Annotated in this window: 21 protein-coding genes and 1 pseudogene; 5 read left to right on the top strand and 17 right to left on the bottom strand. The window is 30.3% G+C overall.

Features of this window, described 5'->3' with window-relative positions:
• Positions 1–17: 17 nt before the first annotated feature.
• Complete coding sequence (locus tag BUB33_RS05560; protein ID WP_200778137.1) at positions 18–704, bottom strand: Crp/Fnr family transcriptional regulator; 687 nt, start codon at positions 702–704, stop codon at positions 18–20.
• Between the two features lie 353 nt (positions 705–1,057).
• Between BUB33_RS05560 and BUB33_RS05555 the strand changes: the two genes are divergently transcribed.
• Both BUB33_RS05555 and BUB33_RS05550 read left to right on the top strand, forming a co-directional pair.
• Positions 1,058–1,600, top strand: a complete 543-nt coding sequence (locus tag BUB33_RS05555) for a GNAT family N-acetyltransferase (RefSeq protein ID WP_072974103.1) — start codon at positions 1,058–1,060, stop codon at positions 1,598–1,600.
• Positions 1,601–1,790: 190 nt separating this feature from the next.
• Positions 1,791–2,378 (top strand): SOS response-associated peptidase, encoded by a 588-nt coding sequence (locus tag BUB33_RS05550; protein WP_072974101.1) that lies wholly within the window; start codon positions 1,791–1,793, stop codon positions 2,376–2,378.
• Positions 2,379–2,422: 44 nt separating this feature from the next.
• Here BUB33_RS05550 and BUB33_RS05545 read toward each other — a convergent pair whose 3' ends face one another.
• The 7 genes and pseudogenes from BUB33_RS05545 to BUB33_RS05515 form a co-directional block, all read right to left on the bottom strand.
• Positions 2,423–3,037: a peroxiredoxin gene (locus BUB33_RS05545; RefSeq protein WP_234949994.1), complete on the bottom strand. Its 615-nt coding sequence runs from the start codon at positions 3,035–3,037 to the stop codon at positions 2,423–2,425.
• 105 nt (positions 3,038–3,142) lie between these two features.
• Positions 3,143–3,661, bottom strand: a complete 519-nt coding sequence (locus tag BUB33_RS05540; RefSeq protein WP_234949993.1) for a cysteine hydrolase family protein — start codon at positions 3,659–3,661, stop codon at positions 3,143–3,145.
• Positions 3,662–3,700: 39 nt separating this feature from the next.
• Entirely contained in the window at positions 3,701–3,958 is a 258-nt protein-coding gene (locus BUB33_RS05535) for a hypothetical protein (protein ID WP_174905298.1), read from the bottom strand.
• Positions 3,959–4,139: 181 nt separating this feature from the next.
• Positions 4,140–6,263, bottom strand: coding sequence for a stalk domain-containing protein (locus BUB33_RS05530; RefSeq protein WP_159429167.1), 2,124 nt, complete (start codon positions 6,261–6,263; stop codon positions 4,140–4,142).
• 11 nt (positions 6,264–6,274) lie between these two features.
• Positions 6,275–6,436 (bottom strand): rubredoxin, encoded by a 162-nt coding sequence (locus BUB33_RS05525; RefSeq protein ID WP_072974094.1) that lies wholly within the window; start codon positions 6,434–6,436, stop codon positions 6,275–6,277.
• 17 nt (positions 6,437–6,453) lie between these two features.
• Positions 6,454–6,702 (bottom strand): annotated as a pseudogene (locus BUB33_RS16885) (GNAT family N-acetyltransferase); the annotation flags it as partial.
• Between the two features lie 137 nt (positions 6,703–6,839).
• On the bottom strand, positions 6,840–7,400 hold the full coding sequence (locus BUB33_RS05515; RefSeq protein ID WP_072974092.1) for a DNA-3-methyladenine glycosylase I: 561 nt from the start codon (positions 7,398–7,400) through the stop codon (positions 6,840–6,842).
• 384 nt (positions 7,401–7,784) lie between these two features.
• Here BUB33_RS05515 and BUB33_RS05510 point away from each other — a divergent pair, with 384 nt between their 5' ends.
• A complete protein-coding gene (locus BUB33_RS05510) occupies positions 7,785–8,303 on the top strand; it encodes a nitroreductase family protein (RefSeq protein ID WP_072974090.1) in 519 nt (172 codons plus the stop codon).
• A gap of 45 nt (positions 8,304–8,348) precedes the next feature.
• On the opposite strand, the gene BUB33_RS05505 is transcribed toward BUB33_RS05510, so the two are convergent.
• From BUB33_RS05505 to BUB33_RS05485, 5 genes are read right to left on the bottom strand one after another with little or no spacing between them, the layout of a single operon-like run.
• The gene (locus tag BUB33_RS05505; RefSeq protein WP_072974088.1) at positions 8,349–9,056 is read right to left on the bottom strand and encodes an ABC transporter ATP-binding protein; all 708 of its coding nucleotides are present in this window, start codon (positions 9,054–9,056) and stop codon (positions 8,349–8,351) included.
• On the bottom strand, positions 9,056–9,823 hold the full coding sequence (locus BUB33_RS05500; protein ID WP_072974086.1) for an ABC transporter ATP-binding protein: 768 nt from the start codon (positions 9,821–9,823) through the stop codon (positions 9,056–9,058). Before BUB33_RS05500 ends, BUB33_RS05505 begins: the two co-directional genes overlap by 1 nt.
• Complete coding sequence (locus tag BUB33_RS05495) at positions 9,804–10,874, bottom strand: branched-chain amino acid ABC transporter permease (protein WP_072974305.1); 1,071 nt, start codon at positions 10,872–10,874, stop codon at positions 9,804–9,806. The genes BUB33_RS05500 and BUB33_RS05495 overlap by 20 nt, the downstream gene beginning before the upstream one ends.
• A 13-nt stretch (positions 10,875–10,887) precedes the next feature.
• Positions 10,888–11,760 carry a branched-chain amino acid ABC transporter permease gene (locus BUB33_RS05490; RefSeq protein ID WP_072974083.1) on the bottom strand — a complete coding sequence of 291 codons (873 nt, stop codon included), beginning with the start codon at positions 11,758–11,760 and terminating at the stop codon, positions 10,888–10,890.
• A 54-nt stretch (positions 11,761–11,814) separates the two neighbouring features.
• Positions 11,815–12,957: an ABC transporter substrate-binding protein gene (locus tag BUB33_RS05485; protein WP_072974081.1), complete on the bottom strand. Its 1,143-nt coding sequence runs from the start codon at positions 12,955–12,957 to the stop codon at positions 11,815–11,817.
• A 232-nt stretch (positions 12,958–13,189) separates the two neighbouring features.
• On the opposite strand from BUB33_RS05485, the gene BUB33_RS05480 reads away from it, so the two are divergent.
• Both BUB33_RS05480 and BUB33_RS05475 read left to right on the top strand, forming a co-directional pair.
• Positions 13,190–14,797, top strand: a complete 1,608-nt coding sequence (locus BUB33_RS05480) for a transporter substrate-binding domain-containing protein (protein WP_072974079.1) — start codon at positions 13,190–13,192, stop codon at positions 14,795–14,797.
• A 1-nt stretch (position 14,798) separates the two neighbouring features.
• On the top strand, positions 14,799–16,151 hold the full coding sequence (locus BUB33_RS05475) for a sigma-54-dependent transcriptional regulator (protein ID WP_072974077.1): 1,353 nt from the start codon (positions 14,799–14,801) through the stop codon (positions 16,149–16,151).
• A 41-nt stretch (positions 16,152–16,192) separates the two neighbouring features.
• Here the strand turns inward: BUB33_RS05475 and BUB33_RS05470 are convergent, their stop codons facing one another.
• Genes BUB33_RS05470 through yqeC form a run of 4 tightly spaced genes read right to left on the bottom strand, consistent with a single transcriptional unit; the run spans position 16,193 to position 19,119 of the window.
• Positions 16,193–16,984 (bottom strand): XdhC family protein, encoded by a 792-nt coding sequence (locus BUB33_RS05470; protein WP_072974075.1) that lies wholly within the window; start codon positions 16,982–16,984, stop codon positions 16,193–16,195.
• Positions 16,985–17,782 carry a selenium-dependent molybdenum cofactor biosynthesis protein YqeB gene (gene yqeB, locus BUB33_RS05465; protein ID WP_072974072.1) on the bottom strand — a complete coding sequence of 266 codons (798 nt, stop codon included), beginning with the start codon at positions 17,780–17,782 and terminating at the stop codon, positions 16,985–16,987. It abuts the gene before it with no gap.
• A gap of 31 nt (positions 17,783–17,813) precedes the next feature.
• The gene (locus tag BUB33_RS05460; RefSeq protein WP_072974069.1) at positions 17,814–18,386 is read right to left on the bottom strand and encodes a nucleotidyltransferase family protein; all 573 of its coding nucleotides are present in this window, start codon (positions 18,384–18,386) and stop codon (positions 17,814–17,816) included.
• A 10-nt stretch (positions 18,387–18,396) separates the two neighbouring features.
• Positions 18,397–19,119, bottom strand: coding sequence for a selenium cofactor biosynthesis protein YqeC (yqeC, locus tag BUB33_RS05455; protein WP_072974067.1), 723 nt, complete (start codon positions 19,117–19,119; stop codon positions 18,397–18,399).
• Positions 19,120–19,127: the final 8 nt, after the last annotated feature.

Here is a 19,127-nt window from a genome sequence, read left to right as displayed (position 1 = left end):
CGATTTTATTGACATAATTATTCCTTTCGACTTAGGATTTCTTCCTCTCTCAGTCTTTTTATATCAATAATATTAATTGAATTATTTGATACGTCTATGATACCATTTTCTTTTAATTGCTGAAGTATTCTATTTATGCTCCTAGATGTAACTGCAAACTGTTCACTTAATTGTTCTTTGTTTACATTGATTTCTATACCACTACTTGATTTAACTCCTGAATCTAATCTATATAATAGATAATTACATAATCTATACTTTAAAGAATACAAAGTGTTTTCACCTGCTAATTTTGATAGTTTATAAAAACTATCACATAATGTTTTCATTATATGTAAAGAAAAACTTCTATCCTTATCAATCCATTTTAGAAAATTTTCTCTTCCTATACGAATTACCTGAATATCTGTTAAAGCTTCAATAGAGCAAATATATGGCTTATTATCAAATATCTCCAATTCCCCAAAGTAATCTCCATTTTTATATATGGCCTGAGAATACTTTTTTCCATTTTCTGCTGTCAAAGATATATTAGCATAACCTTTGACTATAATATAGAAATACTCATATTGCATATCTTGATGACATATTAGTTGCCCCTTAGAGTATTCCTTAAATTCCCACTTTTTTAAAATCTCATAGGGACAATCTCTTAATATCTTTTTTATTCCTTTATTTGATTCAATGATTTCAATTATATGCAAAGTTCCCACTCCTTAAAGTATATAATAAAATTCATACTCTAATGAAGGACATCCGTCCTAAAAACTTAGAAATTTATTATAAATTATATCATATTAAGGAAAAACTGGGAATTGTGTCCTACTATTTATTGGGATAAAAATATTTACCTAAATTTCCTCTAGACTTCACTTTTTATTTTTAGGTATTAATCATTTTATCTTCTGAGTTACAAACTCCGTAGTTTTATGATTATGATAATTCTATATCTTTATTTCATGTTATCCTATAATAATTAATGAATTCATTCCAAAAACTTATATTGTTATTATATTCTCTATGATATAATGTACTATAAAAATAAGAGGTGATATTATTGGCTAGATTAATTGGTGATAGGATAGTATTAAGAGAGTATAGAAAAGAAGATTTACCATATATGAGAAAATGGGTAAATGATATTGAGATTACCCAATATTTGAGCAATATATTTTTATATCCCCATACTTTAAATGAAACTGAAAACTTCTTAAATAATATTCTGCAAGGTGCTTCTAACTTTAAAGGTTTTGTTATAGCTCATAAAGACACTGAAGAATACATTGGTCAAATTGATTTAATAAGGATAGATTGGGTTAATAGAGTTGGAACATTAGGCATTGTAATAGGGACTAAGGATAATTTAAGTAAGGGCTATGGCAGCGAAGCAATTAAACTCATTCAAGAATTTGCTTTTAATAAATTAAATCTTCATAAATTAGATTTAGAAGTAAGAGCATATAATAAAAGGGCTATCTCCTGCTATGAGAAATGTGGATTTAAAGAAGAAGGCAGAATAAGAGAAAATTTCTTTGTTGATGGAAAATATACTGATACTTTATTTATGGGAATATTGAAGAAAGAATATAAAGAAATGTAATTCCCCATACTACTCCTTCTAATTAATTCTTATAAAAGCATTTTTCGTGAATTTTCTTTAGCTTATACTTCTACAATAGTAGAACAAAAACATTTATTTTCTATATAATATTCAAATACTATTTTTGCTCTGTTCTTTCATTATCTTTCTGGGTATAATAACATTATAAAATATTTAATTAGGTGATATTATGTGTGGTAGATTTTCTCTAGATACAAATATAGATATGTTAATAGAAAGATATAAAGCTATAAAAACTGTAGGAAGATTTAATCCTCAGGAGGAAGTATTTCCTACAAATATGGTTCCTATTGTAATAAATAATAATAATAATAACGAACTGAAAATAATGAAATGGGGATTTATGCCTGCATTTACTAAAAAGCCCATAATAAACGCAAGGACTGAGACAGTAGATATTAAACCCTTGTTTAAAAATTCATTTTACAGTAGAAGATGTTTAGTTCCCGTAACCAGTTTTTTTGAATGGCAGAATATAAACGGAAAGAAAATAAAAAGAAAAATATCTGTGAAAGATGAAAATATCTTCTCTTTAGCTGGATTATATAATGTTTTTAGAGATACAGATGGTAAAGAATATGAATCTTTTACTATAATTACAACAGATGCTAATGAAACTATGAAAGAAATCCATCACAGGATGCCTGTTATTTTACCTAGAGAAATGGAAAAGTACTGGTTAGATACAAGTTCTGAAGATTTAGATATTATAAAATCTATAATGAAACCATATGATGGGAAAATAAAAATAGTCTAATAAGTTTGGAATCTAAACTTATTAGACTATTTTATTAAAATTATCTAATTAATATCTTTATAACATAAATACCAATCTACACAATAATATCCGTCTTCTCCTCCTACTCTTCTAAGAAGCTCTTCATAGGTTGTAGGTGCTGGTACTACTACTGGCTGCCCTGGGAGCCAATCTGCTGGAGTTGCTACTCCATACATATCTGTAGTTTGTAATGCAATCAGTAATCTTAATATCTCTGGTATATATCTACCATTAGATAAAGGATATACTAATATCGCACGAATAATCTGTTTATCATCTATGATAAACACATTCCGTACTGTTGTACTTGTACTTATATTTGGGGCAATCATTCCATACATTTTAGCAATACTCATGTCTTTATCTGCTACTATTGGGAAAGGAATTTGAATACCTGTGTTTTGATATATATTATAAACCCATGCAAGATGGGATGGATTACTATCTAAGCTTATTCCTAAAAGCTGGGCATTTCTCTCAAGAAAAGAATCATATTGCCTTGCAAGGGCAATAAATTCCGTGGTTCACACAGGAGTAAAATCTCCTGGATGAGAAAACAATATTACCCATTTCCCTGTATAATCAGATAATTTCACAGGTCCAAATGTTGACAGCCCAGCAAAATCTGGTGCTTTCATTCCTAAAGTTAAACATGTATTTTCACTCATTTTCTCACCACCATTATTTTATCGTTCTATATATCATATGAATCTTATACTATAGTGGTGAATTATTGGATTTATTTATACAATAACAACTTGACACATCTTCATTGCATTTATTGCATTTTTATGGCTTTCTGGAGTCACACCTGCACAACATTTTTCATCTACTGATATTTTTACTTCTGGTAAAAATGCCTTAATTAATAATGCATTTGAGATAACACAAATATCTGTACAAAGACCTATTATCTGAATTTCCTCTATTGGCTCTTTTTTGTTAATATCCATTAGTTCTTGAACTAATTCCTTAGAGCCAAAAGTATCTTTATTATAAATATTAGTTTTAGTATCCCTTATTAAATTTTGAATATCCTTATGTAACTCCCACCCATGAGTATTTTCTATACAATGTTTTACTGGTAAACATCTACCTTCCTGTGTAGATAGATAGTTTTCTTTATGAGTATCTCTTGTATATATTATATTCCCTTGAAAATTCTTTATTTTTCGGACTACATTTGGAATAATATCTATTGCTTCCTTGGTACCCAATACTCCATCTATAAAGTCATTTTGCATATCAACAACTATTAACATTTTACTCACTTTCATCTTCCTTTCTTTTTATCTTGTCTTCTAAATACGTGAACATCCCGCAAATAATAGACCAAACACAATACCTACAGCAGCCATTATTAAAGTTGCTTTACAAAAATTTTGAAGGTTTTTATTTGCATTACCTCCAAATCCCCATATAAAATACATAACTATGTTTATAATTGGGATAGCAAATACAATTAATACAGTTATCCATTCTCCAACGGTCATTACATCATCATTATTTTTAGACCCTGGACTTTCCCAAGACTTATTATAATTATAATCATTAAACAAAATATTCTCCCCCTTTATTTTTTATAAAGTCCATTTAATATATTCGCTATAAGTTATGAAATTCCTTCTTTTTTAAGATTTCTACTTTTAAAGTTTTTTAATATTGGTATATCTACAGCAAGTTAAATATTAATTCTTTAATATATAAAAACAAGCCCTTTAACAATGGGCTTGTCCTTATTTATATTCCTATTTCATCCAATTCATATAATTTATATTGTTTAATGATATTCATTAGTTTTATAGGATATTGAGAATCCGTTGCATATCCTGCTCTTCTTAGTGCCCAAGCACCTTGAGTACTATCATGCATTACATCCCTAAATATACCATACCTTTCACCTTTTAAGAGTAGCTCTTTATGATTTAACCAACTTTCATTGATATTGTTATAAGCTCTAAACTCTGCATCAATTCTAAATTTAGTTCCATTGTACTCTTCCCATGTGTTGGATATAACTGAACCTGCTGTGCCTTTCCCCTTAATTCCAAAGAGATTATTAGAGACTTTTCCAGTATATTTATCTACAGGTACAGATTGCCCCCATCCTGTTTCTAATATAGCTTGTGCTGTTTGTAAAGCAGCAGACATCCCTGTATTTCCCCAAGATTCTTTTGCTAGATTAGATGCTACCCCTAAAAACTTATCTTTTGCAACAATTGGTTTTGGTCCGTAGGTCTGCCCCAAATAAATCTTAATTGGAATTTCTTCACTTTCTATAGTCTTGCCATTATATACGCCTACTGCTTTAATATGGCTATAGCTTAGTTCTCCTTTAGTTGGTGTAAATTTATATTCTATAGAAGGATTTTGTCCAGATGCTAAAGTTTTTTTAGTTCCTTTAGTTGAATTTATTAGGATATAATCAACACTATTTAAGCCAATATTACTTAAAGCTTTTAGCTTTACTTCCGATGTAATTACTTGTTTCGGTCCCACTCCTTCAATAAGCAGACTAGGCTTCCCAGGTAATTTAACAGGAACACCTTTAGTTTGGTGTATTATTCCAAAGGTATCTTTTACTCTAACTAAAAGCTCTTTATCACCTTTATACTCTGGACTTGGAAACCATTTATAACTTCCATATCCTTGCTTTTTAAGGACTTCTTCCACTCCTGTATTTGGATCCCTTAGAATATATTCTGTTTCTATAACATTAAAATTTCTAGTAGCAGATAAATTAACTGGTTTATCTATTATCATACCATCTTTAACTCCTGAGAACCCTAAAATATATGGAACTTCAATTTTAATATTAATAGCTTCACTTGGATAGGCATTATTATTTTCATCATAGGCGATTACCTTTACAGAATAGTTTCCATTATCATCTACCATAGGAGACCATTTATATGAACCTTGTGGATCCAATTCTGTTGTTAAATTGGTCTTGTTTTTATCTAGATTAACTATTTCATATTTTACATAGGAAGCTACAAAATTAACATTAGGATTTAAAACTATATTTTCATTTACTACTTGTCCGTTTTCTACTCCCGTTAAAAATACATTGGGAATTATATTCATATTTACAGGTATTGCATCCCCTGAAAGGAAATTCCCCTTATTATCATATACAGCAGCCACAAGAACCTTCTTTCCATTATCCTTTATATTTGGCAGCCATATATATTTTCCACCTAAATCATTTCCTCTAGCTATAACTTTTCCCTTAGCTGTTTTAGGATCCATTAATAGGTATTTTATTTCTACTGCATTTTTAGGTGCACCATTAGGTAAATTAAGCTGTAACTCAGTTTTACCACTAATATTATTATCTGCAATTAAAATACTTTCTTGAAAAAACGGAGTAAAATCTGATGAAATATTAGAGTTGATATTAACAACACTATTAATTCCATCCCATTCAATTCCTATACCTAAAGCATTACTTACTAATCTCAAAGGCGTATAAGTACGCCCATCTATTATTACAGGCGCTACATCAGATAAAAAATATTTCTCTTCCTTATCTATATACTGAACTAAGCGACTATCAATCTTTAAAGATATTGTACTATTTCCTTTTTCAATTTTTACAATCCTGTCATCATTGTTCCAAGTAACTGTTGCTCCTAATTCTTCTGATACAAAGCGTACAGGTACTAAAGTTCTACCATTCCTTACTATTGGCATTGATTTAGAGGTTATATCTTTTCCATCTACGACTAATTTAATATTTCCTGCTGCTAAAGATTTATCATTACCTTTAAGCCCTATTATTGATATAATGATTAAAATAATAATTATTTTTATCTTAAATATTTTATTTATTTCTTTCATTTTTTCTCCTTTCTCATTCAAATATATAGAGGTTATTTTATTTCCTCAAAAGCCATTTTAGGCTGGTTGCAGGTTGGGCATTTCCAATCTTCTGGCAAATCCTCAAAAGCTGTATTAGACTCTATACCATGTATTTTATCCCCCTTTTCTGGTCTATAGGTATAGCCACATACTGTACACTTATAATTATTCATCTTATCATCTCCTTTTATTATTGTACAAATCCTTTATCCTTCATCTTATCTGGGTTATTAAACAATGCCATTCCTGTTTTCATCTTTCTAAAGTTAAACTTTCCATAAAAAGTTTCCTTTCCTGGTGAAACATATAAAATATAATTACAATTAGGTAGTCCTTCTAAAATCTTCTCTATAATAATTCTTCCTATACTCTTCCTTTGATATTCAGAAGATACTGCTATATCATAAATTGCAGCCTGATATACTCCATCTGAAATTGCTCGACCAAATCCATTTCAACTTCTTTTAGTATTTTAACTACATTTTCCCAATCTATATTTGAACAATTATATTGAAATCTTAAACTCACTTCATTTTCTTTCTGAAAACTTTAATTTAATAATAGTATATAGTTGAACTAAGATTTTGAATATTGTTCACACCATACCATATGATCATTAACCATGCCTACGGCTTGCATAAAAGCATAACAAATGGTTGAACCTATAAATTTAAATCCACGAGCATATAAATCTTTACTTATTCTCCCAGAAATCTCCGTATTTACAGGAACTTGAGATAGATCTGTCCATTTATTCACTATTGGCTGATTATCAACAAATTTCCAAATATAATTATTAAAAGAACCATATTCTTCTTGGATACGTAGAAATGCCTTTGCATTAGTTACTAATGCATTTATTTTAGCCTTATTTCGAATAATACTAGGATTAAGTAATAGCTCCTCCTTTTTCTCTGTACTGTATTCAGCAATTATTTGGGGATTGAAACCATCAAAGGCTATCCTCATACTTTCTCTCTTATTTAAAATCGTAGTCCAACTTAATCCAGCCTGCATACCTTCTAAAATAAGAATTTCAAACAATAGATTATCATCATGAACTGGTTTCCCCCATTCATTATCATGATATACTATATCTACATCCTTTTTTGCCCAAGAACATCTCTTGACTTCCATACTAATTCCCCTTATATTTATTTTACCCTATCAAATATATCTTTACTGCTTGAACTATTAAACACTAATTTTATAATATCACATTTACATTTCCACATCAATTTATACCTAATATAAGTTATTAATTAAATTTCAATATGTTATTTAAATCAAAATTTTTCTAAAAATTATACTGCTCCTTAACCAAATAAAATAATCCTACTTTTTCTAATAATTTTACTTGTAATATAATAGGTTCGTCAGTTTTACCCTTCATAAAGACATAATAACAACAATTTAGTCAATAGATAAAGTTATAAAATAACTTATATTCTGTTTGTCCTAAACTCTCCTAATTTTTATGATATAATATATATATGAAAAATTTAAAATAGGAGGGTTAATATGTTAGATTTATTGATGAAAAGAAGGAGCATAAGGAAATATAAAAATCAAGAAATAGAAGAAAAAATCTTAGATAAAATATTGCAAGGAGCTTTAACCTCTCCTTCTGGAAAAAATAAAAGACCTTGGGAACTTGTTGTAGTAAACAATAAAGAACTACTTAAAAATTTAGGGGCTTCTAGAGGTGGAGCTTCTCAGCCTATAGCAAATGCTGAATTAGCAATTGCAGTTTTAGTAGACCCTGATATTACAGATACTTGGATAGAAGATGCTTCTATTATGGCTACTGTAATACAATTATCAGCAGAGTCATTAGGACTTGGTTCTTGTTGGATTCAAGTAAGGAATAGGTTAACTGAAGATGGTGAAAATGTAGAAGATTATGTAAAAAAACTTTTAAATATTCCTGAAAAATACAATGTAGAAACTATAATTTCCATAGGTTATCCTGATGAAGAAAAAAGTCATCATAATCTTGAAACTTTGCCTTATGATAAAGTACATTATAATGGATTTTAAAAAGGTTCCGAAAATTGTGTATAACACCATTTTCGGAACCTTTTTTTATTCTTCCCCTAAATAAGCTTTTCTTACTCTATCATCATGTAATAAATCCTTAGCATCACCTGAGAACAAAATCTTCCCAGTTTCTATTACATAACCTCTATCTGCTGTTTGCAGTGCAATATTGGCATTTTGTTCAACAAATAAAAATGTTAATCCCGTTTCTTTGTTTATCTCCTTAATAGATTCAAATATTTCTTCAATAACTATTGGTGCTAATCCCATTGATGGTTCGTCTAACATTAGTAGTTCAGGATCTGATAAAAGGGCTCTGCCTATGGCTAACATTTGTTGCTCTCCACCACTTAAGGTTCCTCCATATTGTTTAGTTCTCTCCTTTAATCTAGGAAATAATTTATATACAAATTCAAGGTCTTTACGTATTTTTTCCTTATCTCTTCTCAAATAAGCTCCCATAAGAAGATTCTCTTCTACAGTTAATGCCGTAAATATTCGTCTTCCTTCTGGAACATGAATAAGTCTTTTAGCTACTATTTTTTCCGCACTTAACTCATTTATTTCTTCATCTTTATATTTTATACTTCCTTTAGATTTTACTAAGTTAGATATAGCTCTCAGAGTACTAGATTTTCCTGCCCCATTACTTCCTATTAAAGTTATTATCTCTCCCTTTTTTATTTCAAAGGATAATCCTTGTAATGCATGAATTCCTCCATAATATACATTTAAGTCTTCAACCTTCAACATTATTTAGCACCTCCTTTACCTAAATAAGCTTCTATTACCCTTTGATTTTGTTGAATTTCCTGTGGTAATCCTTCTGCTATTTTATTGCCATATTCTAGCACCGAAATCCTATCAGAAATACCCATTACAAGTTTCATATCATGTTCAATAACTAAAATAGTATTTCCTTTATCTCTAATCTTCTTTATTAAATTTGTCATTTCAACCTTTTCACCTGAGTTCATACCTGCCGCTGGCTCATCAAGTAAAAGTAATTTTGGTTCTGTGGCTAAAGCCCTTGCAATTTCAACTCTCCTTTGATATCCATAGGGTAGGCTAGTTGCTATTTCATCTTTTAAATGAGTTAATTCCAAGAAGTCTAGTATCTCCATTACTTTCTCTTCAACTGCTTTTTCTTCTTTCACAAGCTTAGGCGATTTTAATATGGTAGCTAATAAGTTTGATGATGTTCTACAATATTGTCCTACCATTACATTTTCAAGCACTGTCATGGTACTGAATAATCTTATATTTTGAAAAGTTCTACCAATCCCCATCTTTGTTATTTCATAGGGTTTAGATTTTTTAACTTTTTCTCCTAAGAATGTGACCTCTCCTGCTGTTGGCTCATATATTCCAGTAATAGCATTAAAAAAAGTAGTTTTTCCTGCTCCATTAGGTCCTATTAAACTTACAATCTCATCTTTATCTATATGAAAATCCACATTGTTTACAGCAGTTAACCCACCAAAACACATTGTAATTCCTTTAGCTTCGAGAATTCTCATTTTTTCCACCTCCCTTTAGACTAGACATGCTGATCATTCCTTGAGGTCTTACTATCATCATCATTACTAATAATATTCCATATATTGCATATCTATATGTGGATATACCTCTTAATGCCTCAGGTAATATAGTCAATACTGTTGCACCTACAATAATACCAGGCACACTTCCTACGCCGCCTAATACTACCATTGTTAACATTACTACTGATTCCATATATGTGAAATTGTCAGGATTTACATAATGAATAAATGAGGCAAATATACCTCCAGCTAATCCTGCTATGGCTGCACCTAAAACAAATGCAAGTATTTTTAAAAATGTTGGATTTATTCCCATTGCTTCTGCAGCTACTTCGTCATCCTTTACTGCAACTAATCCTCTTCCTAATCTAGAGTTTAATAGCCTATAGGATATAAAGATAGTTAAAATTACTAGGATATATAGAATATAATAATATCCTGTATTACTACTTATTGTATAACCAAATATCTTAGGAGATGGAATACCTGGTATCCCAGCCGGTCCTCTTGTAAAGGATGCCCAATTTATTAAAACCAGTCTTAGTATTTCACTGAAACCTATTGTTGTAATAGCTAAATAGTCTCCTTTTAATCTTAGAGTAGGAACCCCTAGTAACAATCCAAATATAGCAGAAACAATTGCACTACATACTAATGCAATCCAAAAAGGCACGTGATAAGTCACTGTAAGAATAGCAGTGGTATATGCCCCTACAGCATAAAATGCAGAATGTCCCATGGAAAGTTGCCCTGCAAATCCAAGAACAAAGTTTAAGCTAAGTGCCAACACTATATATATCAAAACTAATACACTTGTTCTAAGGGCATAAGTATTGTTAGCTAAAATTAAAGGTAATAATGCTCCCAATACTAAAAATACATAGGTTGAAGCTTTTCTCTTTTTATTATCTAGAATCATAAATTTTTTAGTACCTAAATCAAATATCTTTGACAGCACAATAATTCCTAAATACAATATACCTGAATATAATATTAGATTAAATAAAACCTTTGAAATATTACTCATCATTATCCACCTCCTATACCTTTTCTTTAATGCCCTTACCTAACAATCCGTCTGGCTTTAGGATAAGTATGATTATTAAAATTATAAAGGCTATAGCATCTCTATATCCAGAAGATATATATGCCGCACCTAAGCTTTCTGATACTCCCATTATAAGCCCCCCAAGCATTGCACCTGGAATACTGCCTATACCTCCTATTACAGCTGCAATAAATGCCTTTAATCCTGGTACATAACCCATCATGGGATATGCTGCTTTATAATATATTGCAACTAAAGTACCTGCAGCAGCTCCTAAAGAGGAACCAAGGGCAAAGGTAAAATATACAACCTTATTTGTATTAATCCCCATAAGTCTTGAAACATCCATATCTTGAGATACACATCTCATTGCTCTACCAATCCTTGTATATTGTACTATATAAGTTAATACTGCTACTAAAACAATTGTTGTACCTAAGATTATCAGTTGAATAGTATTAACTCTAATGCCCATAAAACTAAATATCTTATTATTTATTACAGTTGGAAAAGATTGAGTTTCAGGTCCCCATATAAGCATTGCAAAATTCTCTAAAAATATTCCCACTCCAACTGCAGATAGAAACAAGTTTATTTTTGGTGCTTTAAATACAGGACTATAGGCGAATTTTGCAATAAGTATTCCAAAAATAGATGCCCCTATCATTCCAAATAAGAATGCCAGCATTATTGACATATTAAATATTGTCAGTCCTGTATATGTTAAAAAAGCACCTATCATATACACATCTCCATGAGCAAAGTTTATAAGTCTAATGATTCCATAGACCATTGTAAAGCCTATAGCCGTTAGAGCATAAATACTTCCAAGGGCTATACCATTACTTAATTGCTCCATAAACATATCTTTCACTCTCCTTTTGTCTATTAGGGAGCCTTTAAAGGCTCCCTAATGTTTTTAGTTTAGTTGGTCTTCTGATAAAACGATTTTACCACCTTTAACTTCTAGTATTAGAATATTTCTTGTTACATCATTATTTTCAAAAGATATAGGTCCAGCTACTCCAGGGAAGTCCTTAACTTCTTGTAAAAACTTCGTTATACCTTCTCTTGTTGCTCCATTTTTCTTCATGCCTTCAATAATAAGCTTTGCTGAGTCATATGCTAAAGCTGAATAATTATCAGGTTCTTTATTATATTTTGCTCGGAAAGATTCAACAAATTCTTTTGTCCCAGGGAATTCAACATCTGGATGGAAGAAAGCAGCAAATCTTATTCCTTCAACAGCTTGTCCGCCTAATTTTATTAATTCATCTGAACTAATTCCCTCTGTTCCTATCATTGGTACATTTAATCCTGCTGATCCTGCTTGCTGTGCAATTAAAGCTGTCTCTACATAATAACCTGCAATAAACATTATATCTGGGCTTTCACCTTTAATCTTTGTAAGCTGAGGACTAAAGTCTTTTGACTGTCCTTCAAAATATGTTTCTGCTGCAACAACTTTACCACCTAGACCTTCAAATTCTTCTGTAAAATCATTTTTAAGTCCTGTACCAAAGTCATTAGCTGTAAATAAAATAGCTGCATTTTTTTTACCTAATACATTGTAAGCATATTGTGCTAAATTTTTAGCTTGAGTAGTATCAGTTAATGAAATACGGTATAAATGAGGTGTAGTTCCATCTGTTATTTGTTTATTAACTGAGTCTGTAATAACCGGTATTCCTGCTGCTTCATAAATTCCTCTAGCTGCTAGTGTACAGGAACTGTTCCAGTGACCAATTACTGCTAAAACTTTATTATCTCCTGCAAACTTTTGAGCCACATTTGGTGCTTCTTTAGGGTTCCCTGTATCATCACCAACAATTAATTTTACCTGTTTGCCATCAATTCCCCCCTGTTCATTTACTTCATCTAATGCTAATTGAATTGCTTTAGCTTTCATATCTCCAAATTGAGCTGAATCTCCTGTCATAGGGTTAGCTGCTGCTATATATAATTCAGAAGGGTTAGAACTTCCTCCTCCACCACCACTACATGCAGTAAGTGAAACTATACTTAAAACCAATAAAACTGCCAAAAAAGCCTTCCTTTTCATTAAAAATCCTCCTTTATTTTTAGAAACTTTATTTTGATGACATCTATTATTGCAAATAGTATGCCAGAATTTCTTTATATTCTTAATCATGAATAAACTGCTATATATCGTTTATAGTTGAAAAAGCTCCTAAAATATAATAGGAAAAACCATGAAATTAATTCATACTATGAAATTTTTTCATACAAGTGATATAATAATATATAATAAAATTTAAAAACTGAGGTGTAAAATGATTCCAAGAAGAGTTTTATCTATTTATTTGCTTATCATGATTTTTTTATATTCTTCTATTCCCACTTCTGCTGCTCCATTACAAAATATTAATGAAGAGCCTCTAAAAATAGGTGGAGATAATAATTATCCACCCTACGAATTTCTAGATGATAATAACAATTTTAGGGGGTTCAATATAGATATTATAAGAGCTATTGCTATAGAACTTGGGTTGGAAATTGAATTGATTCCAAATAGTTGGGAAGATACTATGGAACTCTTGAAAGATGGGGAAATTGATGCTGTTCAAGGCATGACTGTTACACCAGAACGTGATAAAGTTTATGATTTTACCCAAGAGATAGTAATGAACTCTCAAAATATATTTGTATTAAAAAACTCTAGCCTAATTCATAACATAAATGATTTGTCTGGAAAAAAAGTTTCTATTCAATCTGAGGACGTTTCTAAGGAAATTACAAGAAGAATTCCTAATGTTACTGTAATACAAAAAACAAATCAACTGGAAGCCCTTCAATCATTATTATATGGAGAGTCTGATGCTTATGTAGGTAATAGGTTAACGGGAATTTATTATGTTCAAGCCTTGGGTCTAACAGAATCTGTAAAAATTGTAGGAGAACCTCTTTATTCCACTAAATATGCCATAGCTGTAAAAAAAGGAAATACAGAATTATTAAACATCTTAAATTCAGGCTTAGAAGCAATAAAAGCCAATGGAACCTATGATAAAATCTATAGAAAATGGTTTGGAGAAACTATTTTAGACATTAACCAGAAATGGAAGGAACTTCTTTCAATATTATTAGTTGCACTTTCAATCTCCATAATATTTATTTATATAGTTTATTATTGGAATAAGAGGCTAAAACAAGAAGTAGAGTTAAGAACAAAAGAAATTATTGAATTAAATAATATTGCTATGTATAACGATAAGATGCAAGCCTTGGGAAAACTATCATCTGGTATTGCCCATGAGCTTAGAAATCCTTTAACATCCATTAATGCTTTTATTGATTTAATTCCTTTGAAAATAGATGATAAAAATTTTAGAAATGAATTAATAAAAATTGTTCCTAGTGAAATAAAGAGACTAAATGATTTAGTTGGTTCATTACTTGATTATTCAAAACCAAAAAATCCAAAACCCGAAACAATTTTATTATCTGAAATATGCTATGATGTATTAACACTATTAAAACAAAAACTTCAAGAAAAGAAGATCAAAGTAAATATAGGAAATATGGATATTTGTATTTATGCTGATGAATCACAAATGAAACAGATACTAATCAATGTTCTACTTAATAGTATTGATGCTGTTGATGAAAATGGAAGCATAGATATAGATAGTAATATTAAAGATATGAAAGCTTCCATTATAATAAAAGACAATGGTTCTGGAATTCCAGAGGAAATGTTAGATAAATTATTTGACCCTTTTTATTCCTCTAAGAAAACGGGATATGGAATTGGTCTTTCTGTAACAGAAAGATTAATAAGAGAGAATAATGGAGAAATAACATTGGAAAGTACAGATGGCAAAGGTACTACGGCTACAATTTATGTACCTACTGAGCCACTTGATAGGAAGGAGAAATAACATGCATAATATTTTAGTTATAGATGATGAAATCTCAATTCTTACAGCATTAAGATTTGCCCTTGAAGATCACTTTAATGTATATACAACTCCAGATGTATTGGAAGGTTTAGATATGATAAGTTCTAAAAATATAGATCTAGTTTTACTTGATCAATACCTTGGAGATTATAAAGGTCTTGAAGTATTAAATACAATAAAATCTGAAAATCCAAGGGTAATTGTAATTGCAATGACTGCTTATGGTTCAATTGAAGACTCTATTGAAGCAATTCAAAGAGGTGCTTATTATTATATTACTAAACCCCTTGATATAAATGGATTAATCTCTTTAATAAATAAGGCTCTTGATTATCAGTCCCTTTCCGATCAAGTAGAGGATTTAACTAGGAAAGTCAATGCAAATAAGTTTAGCCTGAAGATGGTTTCTTCAAGTCATGCTATGAATGAAGTTTTTAAAATGATTGATAGAGTAAAAGATGTAGATATTACTGTTCTTATATCGGGAGAATCTGGAACAGGAAAAGAACTTATTGCTAGAGCAATTCATGAAACAAGCAGACGAAAAGATCATAATATGGAAATAATAAATTGTGCGGCAATTCCTCATAATCTACTGGAATCTGAACTATTTGGATATGAAAAAGGTGCCTTTACAGGTGCAAATAATAAATATAAGGGGAAATTCGAGCTGGCTGATAAGGGTACTTTATTCTTAGATGAAATTGGAGATATGGATATACAATTACAAGCAAAACTCCTTCGGGTTATACAAGAAAAAACTATTACACCCCTTGGAAGCGAAAAATCAATACCAGTTGATTTTAGACTAATAGCAGCTACAAATCTAAACCTTAGTGCTGAGGTTAAAAAAGGAAATTTTAGGGAGGACTTATTCTTTCGTTTAAATGTTGTTAATATAGAAGCTCCTCCTTTAAGAAATAGAAAAGAGGATATTCCTGCACTTACAAAACATTTTATAAATAAGTATAGTAAATCTTTTAATAAAGAAGTTACTGGTATAAGTAGAGCTGCCATAGATGTACTAGAAAATCATGATTACCCTGGTAATGTTAGAGAACTGCAAAATATTATTGAACGTGCAGTAGCCCTTGCAGACAAAAGTACTATTCAAGTACAAGATTTACCAAGTGAAATTATACCTAACACTCATAGGGTTTTATTAAGTGAAAGTGTTCCTGTCTATATTGGTGATACTATAGAAACTGCTGAAAAAAAACTAATCCTTGCTACATTGGAATATTGCGATAATAATAAAAGAAAAACTGCTCAAATGCTAGGTATGAGCGAAAGGCATCTCTATAATAAATTAAATCAATATGATGTAATTTAACAATAACTGTAGAAAATGGTGCCAGGCACCATTTTCTACAGTTATTGTTTCATATGTTTGAGAGTTCCATTGTTTTTTATCAATAATATTTCTGCCATAATGCTCATAGCTATTTCTTCAGGGCTTCCAGAAGATATCTTCAATCCTATTGGTGCATATATTTTATTTATATTTTCTTCAGTTATGCCGCTATTTCTTATTTTATCCATCATAGTCATTACTTTTCCTTTGCTTCCCATGACACCAATGTATTTTGCATTAGAATTGATTACTTCTAATAAAGCTCTTTCATCGGATTTGTGACCACGGGATACTATAACTATATATGTATTATTATCTATTTTATAATTCCTAAGTCTTTCATCTATAGATCCTAATATTAATTCCTTTGCTAATGGAAATCTTTCCTTTGTTAGAAATTCTTCTCTATCTTCAAATATTGAAATATTAAAATTAAGTAAAGATGCAATATTATATATTGCATATCCAACATGTCCACCACCAATTATTAGAAGTTTTGGTTTTATCTTATACACATCAATAAATACTTCAACCTTTCCACCACAAACCATGTCCACCCCTTCTGCATCTAGTGGTAAATCTATGGTTTTACTCTCTCCTTCCTTTATAGCTCCAATACATAATTCTATAATATACTTTTCCAGTGCTCCACCTCCAATGGTTCCATATATGGAGCCATCTTCTAATACTGCCATCATAGTGCCTAGCCCTCTTGGAGTCGAGCCTTCTGATTTTATAATAGTTGCTATTGCCAATTCTTTTCCATTATCTATTTCCTCTAATGCTTTTTTCATTACTAAGAAATCTCCCATTTAAAATCTCCTTCCTCTCATTAGATACATTATTCCCTCCAAGACTCCGCCTCCTACTGCTCTAGCTTTGTCAGATATAGTATAGGCATAATCCTCTATTCCCCTAGGATCTATATCTCCTATTTTTAATCCTTCCTTTACATAAAGTCCTTCTTTTATAATTCCTCTTAATATACCAGAGATTTTTGCTGGTATTTTTACCCCTCCAGTTTCACCTACTATTTCTCCTGCTTCAATCTTACTTCCTATATCATAATAAGACTTAAATATTCCATTAGCATTAGCCCTAATTATTCTTTCTTCCTTATATCCCATTACTTCTCCAGGAATTCCTGTGTTGTTTTCCGCCTTTCCATTATGTATTACTTTACCTAAAAAATGACCTCTTTTAGTTTCTACAACTAAATCCACGTCTACTCCTGCTTCAAATCCAGGTCCCACTCCTATGGTTATGGGAGCCATATTTTTTGTAGTTCCGAGATTTTTCTTAGCAAGTATACTATCTACTACTGCTATTGGATTTAATCTGTTTATTATCTCACCCTTCTCATCTACATATACTGGGATAGCTCCTCTATTAATAGTATTATAAATCTCGTCTAAATTTTTTGCTAAAACGGCTTTAACCCCTTCTACTGAAATTTCTCCCATGTATATAGCCTCACAAAATGATACTTTTCTTCTAATGGCTAATGGTTTTTCTATATCTAAAATCACTACTTTAAATCCTGCCATATATAATCTATGTCCTATACCTGTAGCTATATCGCCACCACCACGAATAATTATTGTATCCATATATTAACACCTACTTAGAATTTATCATTTTTTATTTATATTTTATAATGTTTAAATCTTCTGGTGTATCTATATCCATACCTATCTTTTCTTCTTTTATATAAACCTTCTTTCCTCTAAAAATATTTTTTTCTACTATATCCCTTCCACCTTTATCCCCTGTGATTTTTAGAAGTTCTTCTTTAAAAATAGAAGAAATAATCATAGGCATTCCTCTAATTCCGTTATAATAAGGCACTAAAATAGGTAAATTTGAATTATAATATTCTCCTATTAGTATATTTATAATTTCTGGTGTAAGAAAGGGTTGATCCCCTACTAAAAACATGTAGTCACTTCCATCTATAGTTTTATTTATACCTAGTTTTAGTGCCTGTGATTGTCCTAGATAAGCATCCTTATTATAAATAGTCTTTATATTATACTTTTCTCCTATTTCTTTTACTTCCTTACTTCTATAGACTAAAATTACATCATCTAATTTTGAATTTATACAGGCTTTTATTACTCTTTCAATTATGCTTTCTCCATCTACTTTTATTAATAGCTTATCCCTTTTCATTCTTCTTGAAAAACCTGATGCTAAGATAATTCCTGTTATCATGATTATTCACCTAGAAAAATTCCTTTTTTTTGATATTTGATATGATTACATCTTTAAATCCATTATCCTTTAATACCTTTTTGATTTTTGTTCCCCTAAGAATTTTTATTTCATCATCAGCTTTATTCAGCAATAGAATTTTATTTCCATATGTATTTTTAAATAATCCATTTTTATCTAAAACAAGTTTTATAATAGTTTCTTCATCAATTATATCTAGTAATGCTTTTTCTGATATTGCTGATAATATTTCTGCCCTATGGACATTGTTTTTATCTATTGACTTTCCCAAGGAATCTAAACCTATAACTCCTATGGTTTTAGTGCTACTTATTGGCACTACTGGTTCATGACTAGCTGGTGCTTTTATAGTTTTCTTATTGGCACCATCTGCCTCTATTAGAATGATATCAAATATATTTCTTGTAAAAATCTCATCTAATCTTTCTGGAGAAATACCTATTAGTTTTTTACCTTTTATTTCTTCACCTAATATTGTAATAGTAGAGTTTTGTGGATTGAAATTATGTTTTAAATCTTTTAAAAAGAAATAATCATATTGATCCTTTAAAGGTACACCTATTTTAGTAGTAGTGGATATAAGTACCTTTTTGCCTAGAAATATAAGTTCTTTAGCTAATTGAAAAATTGTAGTAGTCTTTCCTCCACCTCCAACAAAGGAAATCATCTCTTTCTCATCTATATTCAATTCTATGGCTTCATATATAAGCATTTTAGTCA

It is taken from the genome of Tissierella praeacuta DSM 18095 (assembly GCF_900128955.1).
In the GTDB taxonomy this organism is placed as follows: domain Bacteria; phylum Bacillota; class Clostridia; order Tissierellales; family Tissierellaceae; genus Tissierella; species Tissierella praeacuta.
Note: the sequence above shows the minus strand (reverse complement) of the source record. Positions and strands in the feature narration are given on the sequence as shown.

What these genes read in the sequence shown, in the direction of transcription:
- BUB33_RS05485 (WP_072974081.1), bottom strand. Translation starts at nt 12,957, where the DNA reads ATGAAAAGGAAGGCTTTTTTGGCAGTTTTATTGGTTTTAAGTATAGTT.
- BUB33_RS05540 (WP_234949993.1), bottom strand. Translation starts at nt 3,661, where the DNA reads ATGTTAATAGTTGTTGATATGCAAAATGACTTTATAGATGGAGTATTG.
- BUB33_RS05490 (WP_072974083.1), bottom strand. Translation starts at nt 11,760, where the DNA reads ATGTTTATGGAGCAATTAAGTAATGGTATAGCCCTTGGAAGTATTTAT.
- BUB33_RS05550 (WP_072974101.1), top strand. Translation starts at nt 1,791, where the DNA reads ATGTGTGGTAGATTTTCTCTAGATACAAATATAGATATGTTAATAGAA.
- BUB33_RS05525 (WP_072974094.1), bottom strand. Translation starts at nt 6,436, where the DNA reads ATGAATAATTATAAGTGTACAGTATGTGGCTATACCTATAGACCAGAA.
- BUB33_RS05495 (WP_072974305.1), bottom strand. Translation starts at nt 10,874, where the DNA reads ATGAGTAATATTTCAAAGGTTTTATTTAATCTAATATTATATTCAGGT.
- BUB33_RS05500 (WP_072974086.1), bottom strand. Translation starts at nt 9,823, where the DNA reads ATGAGAATTCTCGAAGCTAAAGGAATTACAATGTGTTTTGGTGGGTTA.
- BUB33_RS05480 (WP_072974079.1), top strand. Translation starts at nt 13,190, where the DNA reads ATGATTCCAAGAAGAGTTTTATCTATTTATTTGCTTATCATGATTTTT.
- BUB33_RS05510 (WP_072974090.1), top strand. Translation starts at nt 7,785, where the DNA reads ATGTTAGATTTATTGATGAAAAGAAGGAGCATAAGGAAATATAAAAAT.
- yqeB (WP_072974072.1), bottom strand. Translation starts at nt 17,782, where the DNA reads ATGGATACAATAATTATTCGTGGTGGTGGCGATATAGCTACAGGTATA.
- BUB33_RS05505 (WP_072974088.1), bottom strand. Translation starts at nt 9,056, where the DNA reads ATGTTGAAGGTTGAAGACTTAAATGTATATTATGGAGGAATTCATGCA.
- BUB33_RS05460 (WP_072974069.1), bottom strand. Translation starts at nt 18,386, where the DNA reads ATGATAACAGGAATTATCTTAGCATCAGGTTTTTCAAGAAGAATGAAA.
- BUB33_RS05470 (WP_072974075.1), bottom strand. Translation starts at nt 16,984, where the DNA reads ATGGGAGATTTCTTAGTAATGAAAAAAGCATTAGAGGAAATAGATAAT.
- BUB33_RS05515 (WP_072974092.1), bottom strand. Translation starts at nt 7,400, where the DNA reads ATGGAAGTCAAGAGATGTTCTTGGGCAAAAAAGGATGTAGATATAGTA.
- yqeC (WP_072974067.1), bottom strand. Translation starts at nt 19,119, where the DNA reads ATGCTTATATATGAAGCCATAGAATTGAATATAGATGAGAAAGAGATG.
- BUB33_RS05475 (WP_072974077.1), top strand. Translation starts at nt 14,799, where the DNA reads ATGCATAATATTTTAGTTATAGATGATGAAATCTCAATTCTTACAGCA.